The organism is Brucella sp. RRSP16 (assembly GCF_052246815.1).
Taxonomy (GTDB): Bacteria; Pseudomonadota; Alphaproteobacteria; order Rhizobiales; family Rhizobiaceae; genus Brucella; species Brucella intermedia.
Window position 1 is genome coordinate 20,287 of sequence record NZ_JBQQAM010000007.1, and the last position, 17,976, is coordinate 38,262.

The window sequence follows — 17,976 nt, forward strand, 5'->3', positions numbered from 1 at the left end:
TCACCGCCTTGCCATGTTGCGTTCGTCTTTTTGCCGGACTGACATGCAAGGCGGTGCAGTGAAAGTTGTTCTCCACTCGGATTTGTATCATGGCGTATGTAACAGAAGTGTATGGCTCCGCGGTTCCGCGCGGCAAGGGCATCCGGCTTCCATTCGGTCTCAAGGGGTTTACGCGCGTTGCGGTGTTTGCCGCCACGGGCCTCGTAGCCGGAAGCTGGATGATGACCGCGCTCGGTACGCTGGAAACGGTGGTGCCAGCCTTTGCACCTGTTACCCCGGTCATGCGCCGTGTCTCCCTGAACGCACCGCAGGCGCTTGCCGTCGTTGACCACAGGCTCGCACCGTCGCGGCGCATCAGGCAAGGCTTCATCGATGCCTACACCGCTGACACCGCTTATTCCAATCTCGACTGGCGCCGGAGCAAAAGCGCGGATGGTGCGCCTATCATCGCCGATATCGGCCCGGATTCCGTCATCGAGGACAAGCCCGTCGATACGGCGTCGCTCATTGAACTGCGCGCTGATCGCGTTCGGCGCGAAGAGCCTGTTTTGGAGCGTGTTCAGCCACAGCAACCTGCTGCGGAGGCCGGTGCGACTGTGCTTGCCTATGCGCCGGTGCCTCCCGCATCGGACGCGACAGCGGCTTTCAGCAAGATAGAACCGCTCTCGAAAGCCGAAGAAGTGGATGCGGCGGAGAAGCAGGCACATCTGCCCGCCGGCAATGCCGTTCCTGTTCCGCAGCTCGCACCGGACCAGAACTCGGCTGTCGCCGCAGAAGACGGTGCCACTCAGGACGCATTCCTGCCCGATGACGTGCCGCTGCCTGGTGCCAAGCCTTCGCTGCGCCGTTCCCGCATGCGTGAAAAGACCGAACTCGCCTATGCGCCGGAAAGCGGCGCAACCGAGGAGCCGCGCCCCGGCCTGTTCAGTCCGCTTCTCAATCAGGCTTCGCGCAGCAAGGTTGCCATCTATGATATTTCCGCAGCCACCGTTTACCTGCCGGGCGGCGAGCGTCTGGAAGCGCATTCCGGCCTCGGTCCGATGCGTGACAATCCGCGCTACGTGAACCAGAAGAACCGCGGGCCCACACCGCCGCATACCTATGATCTGCGCATGCGCGAGGCGTTGTTCCACGGCGTCGAGGCGATCCGCCTCACGCCTGTCGATGGCAATAACCGCTACAATCGCGATGGGCTTCTGGCGCATACTTTCATGCTCGGACGCCGCGGTGATTCCAATGGCTGTGTGGTGTTCAAGGACTATCCGCGCTTCCTGCGCGCCTTCAAGCGCGGCGAGTTCAACAAGCTGGTCGTCGTGACCCGGATGCAATCCTCCAAACCCGCCCGGATAGCATCGCTTTTCTGATAGATGGCCCTTTTCAGGACGATCTTTCGAATATTGGGGGCACACAAAGAAATGTGATCCCCGGTTTGTTGCGGGCGGGGCGAATTTGATAGATATCTTTCATCGAAACCGATGGGAGATTTTCATGAAACTTTATTACAAGGCTGGTGCCTGTTCGCTCGCACCTCACATCATCCTGAGCGAAGCAGGCCTGCCTTATGAGCTGGAAGCCGTGGACATCAAGGCCAAGAAGACGGCTGACGGCGAAGACTATTTCGCGATCAATCCGCGCGGCGCGGTTCCGGCGCTGGAAGTAAAGCCCGGCACTGTCATCACGCAGAACGCGGCAATTCTCCAATATATCGGCGACCATTCCGATGTTGCGGCATTCAAGCCTGCTTATGGCACCATCGAACGCGCACGCCTGCAGGAAGCGCTGGGCTTCTGCTCGGATCTGCATGCGGCTTTCAGCGGCCTGTTCGCTCCCACCCTCACGGAAGAAGCGAAGGCGGGCGTCATTGCCAATATCAATCGTCGTCTGGGGCAGTTAGAAGCCATGCTGTCGGACAAGAATGCCTACTGGCTTGGCGATGATTTCACGCAGCCGGATGCCTATGCGTCTGTCATCATTGGCTGGGGCGTCGGACTGAAACTCGATTTAAGTGCCTATCCCAAGGCGCTGAAGCTGCGCGAACGCGTGTTGGCGCGCCCGAACGTGCAAAAGGCGTTCAAGGAAGAAGGCCTGAACTAAAAACAAAGCCGGAGGCCAAACCTCCGGCTTTTTAATTGCCGGTTTCGGATGCAGCGGTGTTTCGCTGCCTCGATCAGGACAGCAGGATTGATTTTGCAGCGCGTGCTCCCTCCGCGCGCGAGAAAAATGCACCATCCAAGCCTGAGATAAACCTCGAATATAATGTAATTCTATAATATAAAACAAAGAACACCTGATTGACAATTGTAATGACTGCTCATAGCTTGGCATTGGTTGGAGCAGATTTACTTTATTAATGGCTGACTCCTTCTTCGTTTAAGGTTCTATTAGAGGTTGTTCGAGGGGTCGTGATGAAGATAAAGTCTGCTGTCGGCGTATTGTCCGTTGCCTTTACTTTAAGTTTTCCTTTATTAGCACTCGCTCAAACATCTGCTGATGGCTCTGCCAAATCTGCGACTGCCTCAACGGATGATGGATTGGTCACCGTCTACACGGCGCGAAAAATTGTGACGATGGATCCGGGCTGGCCCGAGGCAACGGCGGTCGCGGTGAAGGACGGAAAGATCCTCTCGGTAGGGACCCTGGACGACCTGAAGCCCTGGCTCGACAAGTATCCGCACAAGATCGACAAGCAGTTCCAGAATCGCGTCATCTATCCGGGGTTTGTCGAGGCCCATTCCCATCCTATCGTCGGCGCAACCTCATTGACGCGCCCGCCGTTGAGCTACTATCCGATGCTCAACCCTTATGGGCCAGCGTTTCCCGGTGTGAAGACGCGGCAGGAAGCGCTTGCCAAGCTGGCGGAATATGTAGAGGCGTCGAAGGACCCGAACGCCGATGTGCTGGCTTTTGGCTTCGACGTCGTGGCGATGGGCGGCCATCTCGACAAAAGCGAGCTCGACAAGATTTCTACCGTGAAGCCGATTTTTGTCTGGGATGCTTCCGAGCATTTCGTCTTCACCAACAGTGCCGCGATCAAGAAGCGGGGCCTCACCACCGAGGACGCCAAGAAGGTGTTGGGCATCGGGGTCGGCTCGGACGGGGAACTCAATGGAAAGTTCCTGGGTGAGCGCGCTGCTCAATATGTGCTCGCTCCAACCATCAACGCATTGCTGGCGCCGGACATCGCGCTGAAGAACGTCAAATATCTGTCGGACCTGTCCCAGCAGGCGGGTGTGACCACGATGTCCGACCTGGCGTTCGGACTGATCAATATTCCACTTGAGCACCAGGTGCTGAAGTCTTCCTTCGATAGTTCGAAGGCCAATCAGCGCCTCGTCGTTGTGGTCGACGGGCATACTTTCGCGAGCACCTATGGTGACAATGCGATCGCCGAAGCAAACAAGCTGCGCGACTCGAGCAATGACAGGCTGATGTTCGAAGGGGTGAAATTCTTCTCCGATGATGGCCTTCTGAGCTTCAGCATGCAGATACAGAATCCGGGCTATATCCACTCCGACCGCTACAGCGGCCTCTTCATGTTTGACAAGTTGTCCGACTTCGTGGCCGACATGAAGCCGTGGTGGGAGCAGAACTTCCACATCCATGTGCATACCAATGGCAATGCCGGAAACGAGGCGACCATCAATGCGCTGGATGCGCTGCAAAAGGATAAGCCGCGCTTCGATCACCGCTTCACCTTTGAACATTATGGTATTTCCACCCCCGAGCAGGCGCGGCGGGTGAGTGCCCTTGGCGGTGTGGTGAGCATCAACCCTTACTATGTCTACGAACGCGCGGACCTGAACGGACCTGAGTTCGGCACCGATCGGGCCAATACCGCTGCCCGGCTGAAGACGCTGACGGACGCAGGTGTCGTCGTGTCGCTTCACACCGACACGCCCGTTGCGCCGCCGCGTCCGCTGGAAGAAGTGTGGATCGCTGTGAACCGGATTGGTGCGATCTCCAAGAAGGTTCTGGCTCCAGCTGAGCGCATATCGGTGGACAAGGCGTTGCGCATGGTAACGATCGATGCCGCCTATACTCTTGGGATCGATGAGAAAGTCGGCAGCATCGAAGCTGGCAAGTTCGCGGACTTCGTGGTGCTGGGCGATGACCCTGCGACGGTTGCCCCGAAAGCCATCCGTGATGTGCCAGTTTTGGCAACGATACTTGGAGGTCGGGTGATCAGCACCAGCGATACCCGTAAGCCCGCCGAGTAAGTTACATAAAGCAAGGCCCAATCGGCGCGACGAGCGCGATTGGGCCCCCGATTTTGTGCAAGAGGGCTTTTTGAAGTGGCGCCGTTCCGGTCAGAGGTGAGTGACTTCAAATAGCTCATGATTCTGCTCTATCGTCTTCCGACGAAAATCAGGTAGAGATTCCGAACGAGCTCTCGCGATAACAGATGAGAGCCGCCGCGCCATGCACGAACCACGGTCCGCCATAAGCGCAATTGCTTGTTACCTCTGGTCCCGGCCAATCCGTGGGCTGTATTATCGATTTTCGCTTGGCTTGCGTGTTGTCGAACGAATGATGCTCGACCCGGCACGGTCATACCATATGAAGCGATTTGTCGTTCAGTAAAGAAATTCAGCCGGACTGCATGCGCCGCTTTGGCATTGCGCACTTGTCGTAGAACCCGCCTCACCTTTTTGGGGCTCCGGAGCATACCCCAAAACCATTGGTTTCGAACGGCGTTTTACCATCATGCCACGCACAACCGCGCCGGCAGCCGGGAGAGGCTTGCCCGGTCCCGTAACTCGGTTAGATAGTCCGGAGAACCAAGATCACATTGCTCTTGCAGGCAATTTGTCCTTCTGATAAACGGGCTCCCGGTCCGCAGTTCACCTAGGCATCGCCGCCCTCTGGGCACGCTAAACCTGCTTCTTTAGTTCCTTGACGCATCGACCACCTTGTTCGTGCCGCGTCGGAATGGCGATCACCGATCTCAATTTGACAGGCACGCCTCAAGGATCAGGGACCATGCCCAGGGAATTAATACCATTACATGTCAATGACATTTCGGCTTTAGCGCGCAATATTCGTAGTGCCTATGCCGATCGCGAAAAACAGCCTTCTCACCTTGAAGTTTTGAATATTCTTGCAAAAGGCGCAGGATACAAAAACTTCCAGCACCTGCGAAGCGGGGCGAAAGAGCCTGTAAAGGAAGAAAAACACCCTATTATCGACCGAGCGAGCGTGGAGCGTGTGGCCCGCTGCTTTGATAAGGATGGTGTTCTTACGCGCTTTCCAAGCAAACGTTCGGATCAGATATCGGTTCTATGGGTGCTTTGGTCTCGCTTGCCGGCCCGGACGAAACTGACGGAAGCCGAGGTGAACGCGCTTATGAAAGCGTGGCACAGTTTCGGAGATCACGCTTTGCTGCGTCGCGAGATCTGCGATGCCGGTTTGGTATCGAGGACACGGGACGGCCGCGTTTACATCCGCATGGAGCTGCCGATGCCGCCTCTGGCGCAAGCTATTGCCCGCCAGATCGCTGATAAATAACCCAACAGCCAATATGTTGACGAAAGCAGCTATTGCTGCTGAGGATTGTCATGACCAAATTTGAGACCGGCTTTTTGCTCGGAAGAATTCCCTATATTCGCATGGGTGATCAATCTGATCCCCTGATCGTGATCAATGGCGGGCAAGGTTTTGTCCGCAAACACAGCTTCGACAGGATGATGCATGACGCAAAACGTGTCGCACGTATGCTGCCGCCAACACAGGGCTTTATCCTGATCGGCTACGATCAGCAGCTCGACACGGAAGCAACAATTGAGACAATCGTGTCAGACTATGAGCGCGCCATCAGAGAAATGAAGGTCCCGGCGTTTTCGCTCATGGGGATATCCTATGGCGGACTGCTGGCGACAAGGCTTGCGGCAGCGCGTGAAGGGTGGGTTAACAAGCTGATTCTGCTGGCGAGCGCTCACAAGTTCAGCGAGAATGGCGAAATCAGGATAAACCGACAAATCCAGTTCGCCCAACAGGAGCAGTATTACGAGCTGATCAATGACTTTGCGGCAATATTCCGCAATCCCCTGCTGAATTTGTTACTGAAGATAAAGCTATGGGTGGACCGCAACAAACTTCCAGAGAAAATGAACTCCGGTGACGTTATTGTGCGGTATCTTCAATTGATAATGCAGGCTGAGCCAGTCGATCTGACCGCGATCACAGCAAGGACACTGATTATCGGAGGGGAACTGGATCAGTTTTTTGGCGACGGCATGATGGAAGCCGCCCGAAATGGTATCGTCGACGCTAAACTGGAAGTTCTCGAAGGCCAAACTCACATGGCCCCGGTCGAATGCAGCCGATCGTTTCGACGTTTCCTGACGGAATTTCTCGATCAGTCTTGATCAGGGAACGCTATGAAGCCTGCGTCTGCGGGCTTCATATCCAAGTCAGATTTTTTTACCTTTAGGGAAAACGCCACTGCAGAGACGATATCATCATCAAAATTGTACGTACGCTGCATCAAGATAGGCGCGGCCCGTCGCCGGGTGGATGAGAATGGCGGAGAGAGAGGGATTCGAACCCTCGATACGGTTTCCCGTATACACGCGTTCCAGGCGTGCGCCTTCAACCACTCGGCCACCTCTCCGTCTGCCTTGCTGTCGGGAAACCGTGTCTCACGGTGAAAACTGACTGCAAACGTGACACCGCTTTTCGAAACAGGCGCTGGTTAATCGCCAACTAGCGGGTGCGGCGCGAATATAGCCAGAAAATGCATATGTTCAACAGCTATTTGCAAGTTTTTGCGTCTAAATCGCCGAACCTGTGCAAAGAGCGATGTCGGCTCGATAAATATTTGAAATCATTGAATTTTATTGTGGTCGAGGAATTGTGTTCGAGCTTGGCTTTGAGTGTGGCAGGTTCTGTGTGCTATGCTTTAGCAACGTCAAAAAGACAAATCTTCGGCAGGCCGGGCTCAAAACCGGGGCCGTGAGCAGGGTAGGAATCCGGGGCGAAGAATCGTGATCCGATTTGTATTGCGTAGTTTTGCGGTTGTTTTTCTCGCTTTCGCGGTGATCTTCGCGGTCCTTGATGGTGCGCGCTCCGTTGGCGCATCGCAGTTTATCGCCAAGCCGCTTTTATCCATGTGGTCACGCAACGCGCCTGAAACATTGGCCGATGCAGAAACCTTCGTGGCGCACTATATAGGGGCAGGAGCCTGGAATGCCGTCTGCGTTCCTTTGCTTGAGCAGCCGGGCTGGCTTCTTTTCGGCATTCTCGCCCTTTTATTCTATGCAATCGGTCATCGTCGAGAGCGCCCTTTGGGACGTTTCACCGCCCGATAATCAGGAGATGGAGACCATGAGTTTCTTGGACAGCTATCGCAAGAAGATGCAGATGCCCTCGATGGACGAGGCTTTGCCCGGGCGCGCGGCGCCGATCCCGACTGCCGCCACCCATTTCGTGAACGGGCGCCCGCTGAAAGGACCGTGGCCGGAAGATTACAAGCAGGTTCTGTTCGGGATGGGCTGCTTTTGGGGTGCCGAACGCCTGTTTTGGCAGGTGCCGGGCGTATATGTGACGGCGGTCGGTTATGCGGGCGGCGTTACGCCCAACCCGACCTATGAGGAAACCTGCACAGGCCTCACCGGCCATGCGGAGGTCGTGCTGGTCGTCTACGATCCGAAGGTTGTGAGCCTTGACGAGCTTTTGACCGTCTTCTGGGAAGAGCACGATCCGACGCAGGGCATGCGACAGGGCAACGATATCGGCACGACCTACCGTTCGGTCATCTACACTTTCGACAAGGCGGATCGTGACGTGGCGGAAAAGAGCCGTGAAAACTACACGCAGGCGCTCGCCGCTCGCGGACTCGGCCCGGTCACTACCGAAATCGAGGATGCGCCGGAGTTTTATTATGCCGAGGACTATCACCAGCAATATCTGGCGAAGAACCCGAACGGTTATTGCGGCTTGCGCGGCACTGGCGTGAGTTGCCCGATCCCGCTGGCACAATAAGCGGGCCGGTAATAAAAGATCGCGTGGTTCTTACCGCGCGATTTTCTTTTGCATGATCAGCATTCCTGCATAGTCGCCATCGAGCAGCTCGAAATCGCTCCAGCCGATCTGCCGATAGAGGTCCGGCTTGTTGGTGTAGAGATAGGCCTCTCCATAGCCATGTTGCCGGGCGGCGTCCTCAATGGCGCCGACAAGACCTTTGGCGATGCCTTTGCCGCGATGGCCGGGCGCAACGAACACGCTCGCCACCCACGGCTTCAGATGCGGATGCGTTTCCAGGTCGCTATGGATCAGGAGGGCAAGCCCGGCAGGTTCCCCGTTCCACAGCGCGACCCGCGCTGCCTGCCCATCGTCTTCACGGGAGATGTCGTAAAAGGCTTGTGCGGTCTCATCGAGGGTGGACCCGGTAAATTCACCCCATTCCGCATGGTTCCATGCGGCGCAGACGGTTACGAGATCGGGACGGTCGGCAAGCGGGACAATCTGAAGCATAATGTACTACCAGTGCGGTGGTTTGGTGACCGGCACGTCCGGCGCGGTCTGCTCTTCCAGTTCCAGAAAACGATCGGTCAGTGCGCCGAGTTTCTTGGAAAGCTGGTCGATGGTTTTCCATTGTTCGGCCAGAACGGATGACAATTCATCGATTGTCTTTTCCTGTTCGGCTACGCGAATTTCGAGCTCGGTCAGGCGTTGGTCCGGTGTCATGGCTGGCTTCCATCGGTCTTGAGGCTTTGTGGTCAGTGGATGTAACCGCTTTTGACCTGTATCGGAAGTACGCTATCACATCATTGCGTCAGCATGAGTGCGCCATTCGATACTTCATAGTGACGCAGACGCTTCAGAAAACTCATGCCAAGCAACGTATCCGAGAGCGCGTCGTCCCGCAGGACCATGGCGTCCACATTCTCCACGCGGATACGTCCGATTTCGATACTCGGCAGGACGGCATGTGCTGCAAGGGTTTCGCCATTGGCGGTCGAGACGCGATATCTGAAATCATCGGGTTTGAGCGACAGGCCGATGCGCCGCGCGGCATTTGCGTTGATTGCAACGACGCTTGCTCCGGTATCCACCATGGCGCGAAGGGTTTGACCGGCGATCCTGACGTCCGCGATGAAATGGCCGCGGCTGTCCGGCGTGATCTGCGCGCGGCGGCCGCTATAGGCAGTGGAGGGCGACGAAGAAGCGGATGAGGCTGTCGCGGCTGTGCTTGAACCGGCTTTCAGCTGCGGGCTGAATTTTTCAAACAGGAGCGGGAAGGCGATTGCCAGTCCCGCGAATACCAGAAGGATCGTAAAAGCCCGCGCCATGCTGCCCCCGTTTGGAGGCACGATAGCAGGCGCGGGTTAATGCTTACTTGGTGCCGTACATGCGGTCGCCGGCATCGCCGAGGCCGGGAACGATATAGCCCTTTTCATCGAGGCGCTCATCGATGGACGCGGTAAACACGTCGACATCGGGATGGGCTTCGGTGAAACGCTTGATGCCTTCCGGCGCCGCCAGCAGGCACAGGAAGCGGATATTGGTCGCGCCGCGTTCCTTCAGCTTGTCGATGGCTGCGATTGCCGAATGTCCGGTGGCCAGCATCGGGTCCACCACGATGATGAGGCGGTTTACGATGTCTTCGGGCGCCTTGAAGTAATATTCGACCGGCTGCAGCGTGTCGTGATCGCGATAAAGCCCGATATGAGCGACGCGGGCAGCAGGCACCAGATCGAGCATGCCTTCCAGAAGGCCGTTGCCGGCGCGCAGGATCGACGCGAAGACGAGCTTCTTGCCTTCGAGCACCGGTGCATCCATCGGCATCAATGGCGTTTCGATGGGCATGGTGGTCAGTTCGAGATCGCGCGTCACTTCATAGCAGAGCAACAACGAGATTTCCTTCAGCAGCCGCCGGAAGCTGGCCGTGGACGTTTCCTTCTTGCGCATGATGGTAAGCTTGTGCTGGACAAGCGGATGGCTGACGACTGTAACGCCCATGATCTTTCCACTTTTCTTGTTATCTTTTTGACTTTAGCGGCAGTTTGCGCCGGAGAAAACGCGTGGCGAGCGCGCACGCACAGTTTTATGTCTCTTTGGCCATTTTTAAACGCTAACGCAAGACGGTTCGCAAGGTCCCTTCACAAAAGGGGTAGTGGAGGGCGGTCTCTGCTTGTATCGTCCAGCACAAGCTTTATATGCATTACGGAAATCGTTTTCGTCTTAATAATCAGAAGCAGGATGAGCTATGAGCCAGCAGAACGGCAATGCGGACCGCGTGGGCGCACAAGGCGGCATGGAGCATTCATTCGGTTTCAAGGCGGTTGACGAAAGCGAGAAGCAGGGCCTGGTCAACGACGTTTTCCATAAGGTCGCCAGCAAGTACGACGTGATGAACGATCTCATGTCGGCGGGCATGCACCGCGTCTGGAAAGATGCGATGATCGCATGGCTGGCGCCGTCGAAGCGCCCGGGCTGGACCTCGCTCGACGTTGCTGGCGGTACCGGCGATATCGCCTTCCGCATCGTCGAGGCTTCCGGTCGTCAGGCCCATGTCACCATTCTCGATATCAACGGCTCGATGCTGGGCGTCGGTCGTGAACGCGCGATCAAGAAGGGGCTTGCCGACAATCTCGAATTCGTCGAGGCCAATGCCGAAGAACTGCCTTTCCAGGACAACAGCTTCGACGCCTATACGATTGCTTTCGGCATTCGCAATGTGCCGCATATCGACAAGGCGCTGTCCGAAGCCTATCGCGTGTTGAAGCCGGGCGGTCGGTTCCTCTGCCTCGAATTCTCCGAGGTTGAACTGCCGGTTCTCGACAAGATTTATGACCAATGGTCGTTCCACGCTATTCCACGCATCGGCAAGATGATCACCGGCGACGCGGATTCCTACAGCTATCTGGTCGAGTCGATCCGCAAATTCCCCAAGCAGCAGGATTTTGCGACGATGATCGAGAAGGCTGGTTTCGAGCGCGTCAGCTATCGCAATTTCACCGGCGGCATTGCCGCGCTCCATTCCGGCTGGAAGCTTTGATCGTGCCTGTGATGAAACGGGGTCAGGAACGGGGCATCGGGGCATGAGCAGTTTTTCCGCCGCTTTCCGGCTGATGCAGGCCGGATGGATATTGACGCGCGAAGGCGTCATCAGTGCATTGCCTGTTGAGGGGCTTTCCGGTCTTCCGGCGTTCGGGCACAAGATTGCGGGCATTCTGGCGCGTCCGCGCGCGCGCCACATGCAGCGTTCCGAGCGCATGTCGCGCGCCATGAACAAGCTCGGCCCGTCCTACGTAAAGCTCGGCCAGTTTCTGGCGACGCGGCCAGATATCGTGGGACGCGATGTTGCTGCCGACCTCGAACTTTTGCAGGACAGGCTCGACTTCTTCCCGCAGGTCGATGCGGTTGCGGCAATCGAAGGTTCGCTGGGCCGGAAGATCGATGATCTTTACTTGCAATTCGATGCGCCGATAGCCGCCGCTTCCATGGCGCAGGTGCATCCGGCCGAAATCATGAAGGACGGAGCGCGCCAGAAGGTTGCCGTCAAGGTCATTCGTCCGGGTGTGCGCCAGCGTTTTGCCCGCGATCTCGAAGGTTTCTACATGGTCGCGCGCATGCAGGAGCGCCATGTTCCTTTCACGCGCCGCCTGCGGCCGGTTCAGGTTGTGGAGACGCTGCAGCAGACCACTCGCATCGAGATGGATTTGCGTCTTGAAGCGGCAGCGCTTTCCGAGATTGCAGAGAACATCAAGGATGATGCGGGTTTTCGCGTTCCCAAGGTCGATTGGGAGCGCACGGGCCGCGATGTGCTTACGCTCGAATGGATCGACGGCATTAAGATGTCGGACATTTCAGCGCTTGAAGCCGCCGGTTTCGATCTCCGGAAGCTTGCTGAAACGCTGATCCAGTCCTTCCTGCGCCATACGCTGCGCGACGGCTTTTTCCATGCCGACATGCATCCGGGCAACCTGTTCGTGGACCATCAGGGCCTGATCGTTGCGGTCGATTTCGGCATTACCGGGCGGCTCAACAAGCAGCAGCGGCGGTTCCTTGCCGAGATCCTCTATGGTTTCATCACACGCGATTACATGCGCGTGGCGGAAGTGCATTTCGAAGCCGGCTACGTCCCGCATACGCATGACGTGGCAAGCTTTGCGCAGGCCATCCGCGCCATTGGCGAGCCGATCCACGGCCAGCCCGCCGAAACCATTTCCATGGCCAAGCTTCTGACCTTGCTGTTTGAAGTGACCGAACTTTTCGATATGGAAACCCGCCCCGAGCTTCTGATGCTTCAGAAGACCATGGTGGTTGTGGAAGGTGTTTCACGCACGCTCGATCCGCATTTCAACATGTGGAAGGCGGCGGAGCCGGTGGTCGGCGACTGGATCGCCAAGAATCTCGGGCCGCAGGGTATGCTTCTCGACGCGAAGGACAGCGCTTATTCGCTGCTGCATTTCACGCGCAAGACGCCGGAACTTGTGGCACGCGTGGAACGTGTTTCCGTCGCGCTGGACGATATGGCGGTGAATGGATTGCGCTTTGACGAGGCGACGGCGGAAGCTATCGGTCGGGCAGAGGCGCGCCATTCGCGCTGGGGCCGCATTGCGCAGGTCGTGATTGCGATTTCGCTCGCTGCAATAGCTATCAAGCTTTATATTCGGCTATAAAATCACTTTTAAGGTGACAGCCAGCTTTTAAAGTGATTTCAATGATTGCATTTGCAACAGGCAGGTGCAATCACATGGCCAGCATTACCATCCGTAATCTTGATGACGCCGCCAAGGAACGTCTCCGTATTCGTGCGGCACAAAATGGGCGCTCGATGGAAGAAGAGGCGCGCATCCTGCTGGCCGGGCTGAATGAAGCCGCGCCGGTCGTGGCGGGGTCGCCTGGGGCGGGGGCTTCACTGGCCGGAAGGCGCATTCTTCTCATTATCGGCGGTGGCATTGCAGCTTACAAGACGCCTGACCTTATCCGCCGTCTGCGTGAGCGTGGCGCGCATGTGCGCCCGTTGATGACGGCTGCCGCGCAGCAATTCGTGACGCCGCTGACCATCGGCGCGGTGTCCACCGACCATGTCTTTACCGATCTGTTCTCGCGGGAGGACGAGCAGGATGTCGGGCATATCCGGCTTGCCCGCGATGCGGACCTGATCGTCGTCGCGCCGGCGACCGCCGACCTGATGGCGAAGATGGCCAACGGGCTTGCCGACGATCTGGCAAGTGCCGTGCTATTGGCCCGCAAGGTGCCGGTTCTGATCGCGCCTGCCATGAACCCGGCCATGTGGGACAATCCCGCGACGAGGCGCAACCGCCTGACGCTTGAAAAGGATGGCGTTCGCTTCGTCGGACCGGAGAGGGGCGAAATGGCGGAAAGTGGCGAGGCTGGAACGGGCCGCATGAGCGAGCCGCTGGCAATCGTCGCGACCATTGAAAACCTGCTCTCACCGCAGGCGAAACCACTTGCGGGCAAAACCATCGTCATGACGTCAGGGCCGACGCATGAGCCTATCGATCCGGTCCGCTATATCGCCAATCGCTCGTCGGGCAAGCAGGGCCATGCGATCGCGGCAGCACTGGCGCGGCTTGGCGCGACGGTGCATCTGGTCTCCGGCCCTGTAACCATTCCCGATCCCGAAGGCGTTGATGTCATTCATGTCGAGACGGCGCGTGAAATGCAGGCTGCGGTGGAGCGGCATCTTCCCGCCGATGCGGCGGTGATGGTGGCGGCGGTTGCAGACTGGCGCACGGCCAATGAAGCCGGGCAGAAGATCAAGAAGAAGCTCGGGGAAAGCGCGCCGACGCTCGCCATGATCGAGAATCCCGACATTCTGGCCGGTGTCGGCCATAGCGACAGGCGTCCCGGCCTTGTCGTCGGCTTTGCCGCCGAAACGCAGGACGTGGCCGGAAATGCGAGAGCCAAACTTGAGAAGAAGGGCGCGGACTGGATCGTTGCCAATGATGTTTCGCACGCACCGGATGGCAGCAGCGTGATGGGTGGCGACCGCAATCATGTCCGTATCCTCAGCCGGTCCGGTATCGAGGAATGGCCGGAAATGAGCAAGGAACAGGTTGCTGAAAGACTGGCCGGAAAGATCGCCGAAAAACTGCTGGAAGCAGACAGGTAAACTTCTCTGCGAGCCATGTCACATCTGCGGTGCCTGTTTCGTCTTGATGGTGAACGACTTCAAATCGTAAGCCCCAAGGAGACATATCATGGAAGCAAGACTCGTTCCCTACAAGCTGGCACCGAAGATCATGCAGGCTATGGTCGAGGCGGAAAAGGCCGTGTCGGAGGCCGGGCTGGAATATAGTCTTTATGAGCTCGTGCGTATTCGCGCATCGCAGATCAATGGCTGTGCCTACTGTATTCACATGCACACGCGCGATGCCCGCAAGGCGGGAGAGACTGAAGAACGCCTCTACCTCGTGGCCGCGTGGCGCGAATCGCCGTTGTTCACGCCGCGTGAACGCGCTGCACTGGCCTGGACCGAAGCATTGACGCTGATCGCGCAGACCCGCGCGCCGGACGAGGATTACGAAGCGTTGAAAGCGCATTTCACCGATGAGGAGATCGTGAAGCTCAGTATGGCGATCAATATGATCAATCTCTGGAACCGTGTTGCGGTCGGGTTCCGCACCGTGCATCCGGTCACGACCGATGCGCCAGCAGCCTGATACGGGCAACAGCTTCGATGCGGACGCGTTCGAGGCCCTGCGGCCCCGGCTCGTTCGTATCGCTTACCGCATGATAGGTTCTCATGCGGAAGCCGAGGATATTGCGCAGGAAGCATGGTTGCGCTGGAATACGGCAGCGCAGGAAACCGTCCGGGAACCGGAGGGCTGGCTGGTGCGGGTCGTAAGCCGGCTCGCGCTCGATTATCTGAAATCCGCGCGCGTGCGCCGTGAGACCTATCCCGGGTTATGGCTTCCCGAACCTCTGGTCGAGGAAGAGGAAGACCGGAGCGACGATATAACGCTGACGCTCATGCTGGCGCTTGACCGGCTGTCGCCGCTGGAGCGGGCGGCCTTTCTGCTGCACGACGTTTTCGGCATGGACTTTGGGGAAGTCGCGCGAGTGCTCGACCGTGACGCGGCGGCCTGCCGACAGCTTGCAAGCCGGGCACGGATGCATGTGCGCCAGGAAAAGCCGCGATTCACCTTGCCGGAAGACCGCGGACGCACCATCGCGGAAGCCTTCTTTCAAGCCTCGCGCAGTGGCGATCTCAGCGCATTGCAGGGCCTTCTGGCGGAAGATGCCATCATGTATTCCGATGGCGGCGGTGTCCGCAACGCGGCGCTCAATCCCATCTATGGGCGAGCGAAGATCATGCGCTTCTACGAGGGGATCTCCCGCAAGGCCGATGGTGTGCCTCCCGCCATCCGGCAGTTCGCCGTGTTCGACGGTCTGCCGGGGCATATCAGCATGGAAGCGGATGGATTGCCGCAGGTCGCCGCACTGGAGATTGCCGAGGGGCAGGTCCACGCGATCTATCTCGTTCGCAATCCCGAAAAACTGCGCCATCTGCAAATCGGTGACGATATGCGGAGTTTCAATCGAGCTGAACCGGATTTCAAAAGAACTCGTCCAGCAGGCGATAATAGCTGATCTTTGCTTCTTCGATCGCCGGCCCGCCATAGGTGGCCAGAAACGGCGCTACCCATGCTTCGCCCAGATTGTAACGGATGCTCCAGCAGGCGAGCGCCAGATCCTGATGGCGGTCAGCGAGGCCGAGCCTGCCGCAATCGATGAAACCGGTGAAGGCATCCTTGTCGGCCATGAAATTCGGCAGGCAGGCGTCGCCATGGGTGACGACAATATCTTCACTTTCGGGCTTCAACCTAAGCAGTTCTTCGAAAACTCCCTGCGGTGTCCGCCCTTCACGTTCCTCGTCGAAATCCTCTTCATCGACCGCGCCCGCTTCGACACGCTTGCGGGCGTCTTCGATGCGGAACTCCAGCCGGTGATCGAACTGACAGGAAGCCGGGTCGATGGCATGCATCGATTTCAGGGCGCTCGCCAGAATATCGACAATACGCTCCGGCGCGAGCGTGCCGACTGCTGAAGCCAGATCCTGACCCGGCAGGCGCGTCATCAGCAAAAAGCTGTGTTCCGGCGCGATTTCGAAAGCGAGGACTTCGGGGCAGGCAAGGTTTTGCTGTCTGAGCCAGCGAAGCCGTGCAGCTTCGTCGGCAAGTTCGCCGACCGGGCTTTGCGGCTCCACTTTCAGAACCAGCGGTTCTTGTTCGGGATGGTCGAGCAGATGCACATTGGCCGTCGAGCGGCCAAGCTCGTCCTGCCGACTGCGATAATCCCGCAATTGCTGCCGCAGCGCCTGAGGCGGATCAAGCGCAGCCAGAACCGGATCGTTCATTTTCTCTCCAAAGGATCAGCTTTGCCGCGGACCTGATAATCCTTGACGGTGGCAAAGCGGATGTCTTTCCAGCGCTCGGCCTCGTAGTTGAGCGAGAAGCCGTTCTGGGCCAGAAATACCGGGTCACGGTCAAGATCGTGTGCGATATCGGCGCGATGGGCGGCAATGAAGCGGTCGACCTCAGCCGGATCGTCGGCAGAAATCCACCGGCAGACCGAAAAGCGCGACATTTCAAAGCCGACCGGCAGTGAATATTCGACCTTTAGCCGTTCGGTCAGGACGTCGATCTGCAGCGCACCGACAACGCCGACGATAGCGGGCGAACCGTCATCGGGCAGGAAGAGCTGCACGACGCCTTCTTCCGCCATCTGCTGCAGCGCTTCGCGCAGCTTCTTGGCCTTCATTGCATCATCGAGGCGAACGCGGCGCAGGATTTCCGGCGCGAAGTTCGGCACGCCGCGGAACAGGATATCCTCGCCCTCGGTCAGCGTATCGCCGATGCGCAGCGTGCCGTGGTTGGGGATGCCGACCACGTCGCCCGCAAAGGCTTCGTCGGCAATCTGGCGCGAACGGGCGAAGAAGAACTGCGGTGCGGAAAGGCTCATCGGTTTGCCGGTGCGCACCAGCTTTGCCTTCATGCCGCGCGACAGCTTGCCCGAGCACACGCGCAGGAAGGCGATGCGGTCGCGATGGTTCGGGTCCATATTGGCCTGAATCTTGAACACGAAGCCGGTCATCCTGTCTTCGGTCGCCGCCACCATGCGGGCATCGGCCTGCTGGTCGCGCGGGGAAGGGCCGAAATCGCAGAAGGCTTCGATCAGGTCGCGCACGCCGTAGTTCTTCAGCGCCGAGCCGAAATAGACCGGGGTCATGTGGCCTTCGCGGAAGGCGGCGAGGTCGAACGGGCGGCAGACGCCACGCGCCAGTTCCACACCTTCCAGCCACGCTTCACGCTCGTTTTCCGGCAGAAGCCTTGCGGCTTCTTCCGGTCCGCTGACCTTGGTCGGCTGTTCTTCATTGTCCTGACGGCGCAGCGTGTCGCTATGCAGGTCGAAGGTGCCTGCAAAGCTTTTTCCCGAACCGATGGGCCAGGTGATCGGGGCCGTGTCGAGCGCCAGCTTTTCCTCGATCTCATCGAGGATTTCCAGCGGGTCGCGCGCCTCGCGGTCCATCTTGTTGACGAAGGTGACGATGGGAATGTCGCGCATGCGGCAGACTTCAAAAAGCTTGAGCGTGCGCGGTTCGATACCCTTGGCGGCGTCGATGACCATGACGGCGGAATCGACCGCGGTCAGCGTGCGATAGGTGTCATCGGCAAAATCTTCGTGGCCCGGCGTATCGAGCAGGTTGAAGATGCAATCCTTGTACTCGAAGGTCATCACGGAGGTGACAACGGAAATGCCGCGGTCACGCTCGATGTTCATCCAGTCGGAGCGGGTCTGGATGCGGTCCTTCTTGGCCTTCACCTCACCGGCAAGCTGGATGGCGCCGCCGAACAGCAGCAGCTTTTCGGTCAGCGTGGTCTTACCGGCGTCCGGGTGCGCGATGATCGCGAATGTGCGGCGCTTGGAAACGGGATGGTCAGCGGGCATGAAGAAACTCGTGATGGCGAAATGTTGGGCTGCGCGTGAAGGCGCGCCGCG

The 17,976-nt window shown here is 58.1% G+C and carries 18 protein-coding genes and 1 tRNA gene; 12 read left to right on the forward strand and 7 right to left on the reverse strand.

All coding sequences use genetic code 11. The features are described from left to right. Positions 1 to 89 precede the first annotated feature (89 nt). From ACS5UA_RS12255 to ACS5UA_RS12275, 5 genes are all read left to right on the forward strand, one after another. The gene (locus ACS5UA_RS12255; protein WP_443101347.1) at positions 90 to 1,364 is read left to right on the forward strand and encodes a tlde1 domain-containing protein; all 1,275 of its coding nucleotides are present in this window, start codon (positions 90 to 92) and stop codon (positions 1,362 to 1,364) included. 124 nt (positions 1,365 to 1,488) lie between these two features. Further along, entirely contained in the window at positions 1,489 to 2,094 is a 606-nt protein-coding gene (gene gst / locus ACS5UA_RS12260; RefSeq protein WP_113474183.1) for a glutathione transferase, read from the forward strand. 311 nt (positions 2,095 to 2,405) lie between these two features. Continuing rightward, positions 2,406 to 4,217, forward strand: a complete 1,812-nt coding sequence (locus ACS5UA_RS12265; RefSeq protein WP_312970577.1) for an amidohydrolase — start codon at positions 2,406 to 2,408, stop codon at positions 4,215 to 4,217. Positions 4,218 to 4,929: 712 nt separating this feature from the next. Beyond that, positions 4,930 to 5,505, forward strand: a complete 576-nt coding sequence (locus ACS5UA_RS12270; RefSeq protein ID WP_443101348.1) for a DUF2087 domain-containing protein — start codon at positions 4,930 to 4,932, stop codon at positions 5,503 to 5,505. Positions 5,506 to 5,555: 50 nt separating this feature from the next. Further along, positions 5,556 to 6,365 carry an alpha/beta fold hydrolase gene (locus ACS5UA_RS12275; protein ID WP_443101349.1) on the forward strand — a complete coding sequence of 270 codons (810 nt, stop codon included), beginning with the start codon at positions 5,556 to 5,558 and terminating at the stop codon, positions 6,363 to 6,365. A gap of 155 nt (positions 6,366 to 6,520) precedes the next feature. On the opposite strand, the gene ACS5UA_RS12280 is transcribed toward ACS5UA_RS12275, so the two are convergent. Continuing rightward, positions 6,521 to 6,610, reverse strand: a tRNA-Ser gene (locus ACS5UA_RS12280). 373 nt (positions 6,611 to 6,983) lie between these two features. On the opposite strand from ACS5UA_RS12280, the gene ACS5UA_RS12285 reads away from it, so the two are divergent. Beyond that, on the forward strand, positions 6,984 to 7,307 hold the full coding sequence (locus ACS5UA_RS12285; protein WP_025090776.1) for a hypothetical protein: 324 nt from the start codon (positions 6,984 to 6,986) through the stop codon (positions 7,305 to 7,307). A gap of 16 nt (positions 7,308 to 7,323) precedes the next feature. Then, positions 7,324 to 7,980: a peptide-methionine (S)-S-oxide reductase MsrA gene (gene msrA / locus ACS5UA_RS12290; protein ID WP_443101350.1), complete on the forward strand. Its 657-nt coding sequence runs from the start codon at positions 7,324 to 7,326 to the stop codon at positions 7,978 to 7,980. Positions 7,981 to 8,010: 30 nt separating this feature from the next. On the opposite strand, the gene ACS5UA_RS12295 is transcribed toward msrA, so the two are convergent. The 4 genes from ACS5UA_RS12295 to upp all read right to left on the reverse strand — a co-directional run bounded on the left by ACS5UA_RS12295 (position 8,011) and on the right by upp (position 9,960). Beyond that, on the reverse strand, positions 8,011 to 8,472 hold the full coding sequence (locus ACS5UA_RS12295; protein WP_006467617.1) for a GNAT family N-acetyltransferase: 462 nt from the start codon (positions 8,470 to 8,472) through the stop codon (positions 8,011 to 8,013). Between the two features lie 6 nt (positions 8,473 to 8,478). Further along, positions 8,479 to 8,685, reverse strand: a complete 207-nt coding sequence (locus ACS5UA_RS12300; RefSeq protein ID WP_021587137.1) for a SlyX family protein — start codon at positions 8,683 to 8,685, stop codon at positions 8,479 to 8,481. An 80-nt stretch (positions 8,686 to 8,765) separates the two neighbouring features. Then, positions 8,766 to 9,290, reverse strand: a complete 525-nt coding sequence (locus ACS5UA_RS12305) for a retropepsin-like aspartic protease family protein (RefSeq protein ID WP_443101351.1) — start codon at positions 9,288 to 9,290, stop codon at positions 8,766 to 8,768. Positions 9,291 to 9,333: 43 nt separating this feature from the next. After that, complete coding sequence (gene upp / locus ACS5UA_RS12310; RefSeq protein WP_006467614.1) at positions 9,334 to 9,960, reverse strand: uracil phosphoribosyltransferase; 627 nt, start codon at positions 9,958 to 9,960, stop codon at positions 9,334 to 9,336. A gap of 247 nt (positions 9,961 to 10,207) precedes the next feature. Between upp and ubiE the strand changes: the two genes are divergently transcribed. From ubiE to ACS5UA_RS12335, 5 genes are all read left to right on the forward strand, one after another. Beyond that, positions 10,208 to 10,999 carry a bifunctional demethylmenaquinone methyltransferase/2-methoxy-6-polyprenyl-1,4-benzoquinol methylase UbiE gene (gene ubiE, locus ACS5UA_RS12315; RefSeq protein ID WP_021587135.1) on the forward strand — a complete coding sequence of 264 codons (792 nt, stop codon included), beginning with the start codon at positions 10,208 to 10,210 and terminating at the stop codon, positions 10,997 to 10,999. A 43-nt stretch (positions 11,000 to 11,042) separates the two neighbouring features. Further along, positions 11,043 to 12,626 carry a 2-polyprenylphenol 6-hydroxylase gene (ubiB, locus tag ACS5UA_RS12320; RefSeq protein ID WP_443101352.1) on the forward strand — a complete coding sequence of 528 codons (1,584 nt, stop codon included), beginning with the start codon at positions 11,043 to 11,045 and terminating at the stop codon, positions 12,624 to 12,626. Positions 12,627 to 12,700: 74 nt separating this feature from the next. After that, positions 12,701 to 14,086 carry a bifunctional phosphopantothenoylcysteine decarboxylase/phosphopantothenate--cysteine ligase CoaBC gene (gene coaBC / locus ACS5UA_RS12325; protein WP_443101353.1) on the forward strand — a complete coding sequence of 462 codons (1,386 nt, stop codon included), beginning with the start codon at positions 12,701 to 12,703 and terminating at the stop codon, positions 14,084 to 14,086. A gap of 88 nt (positions 14,087 to 14,174) precedes the next feature. After that, positions 14,175 to 14,636, forward strand: coding sequence for a carboxymuconolactone decarboxylase family protein (locus tag ACS5UA_RS12330; RefSeq protein WP_006467611.1), 462 nt, complete (start codon positions 14,175 to 14,177; stop codon positions 14,634 to 14,636). Then, complete coding sequence (locus tag ACS5UA_RS12335) at positions 14,620 to 15,567, forward strand: sigma-70 family RNA polymerase sigma factor (RefSeq protein WP_443101354.1); 948 nt, start codon at positions 14,620 to 14,622, stop codon at positions 15,565 to 15,567. Before ACS5UA_RS12330 ends, ACS5UA_RS12335 begins: the two co-directional genes overlap by 17 nt. On the opposite strand, the gene aph(3')-IId is transcribed toward ACS5UA_RS12335, so the two are convergent. Together aph(3')-IId and ACS5UA_RS12345 are read right to left on the reverse strand one after the other, a co-directional pair. Beyond that, positions 15,533 to 16,333: an aminoglycoside O-phosphotransferase APH(3')-IId gene (aph(3')-IId, locus tag ACS5UA_RS12340; protein WP_443101355.1), complete on the reverse strand. Its 801-nt coding sequence runs from the start codon at positions 16,331 to 16,333 to the stop codon at positions 15,533 to 15,535. The genes ACS5UA_RS12335 and aph(3')-IId overlap by 35 nt on opposite strands. Continuing rightward, positions 16,330 to 17,925 carry a peptide chain release factor 3 gene (locus tag ACS5UA_RS12345; protein ID WP_443101356.1) on the reverse strand — a complete coding sequence of 532 codons (1,596 nt, stop codon included), beginning with the start codon at positions 17,923 to 17,925 and terminating at the stop codon, positions 16,330 to 16,332. The genes aph(3')-IId and ACS5UA_RS12345 overlap by 4 nt, the downstream gene beginning before the upstream one ends. Positions 17,926 to 17,976: the final 51 nt, after the last annotated feature.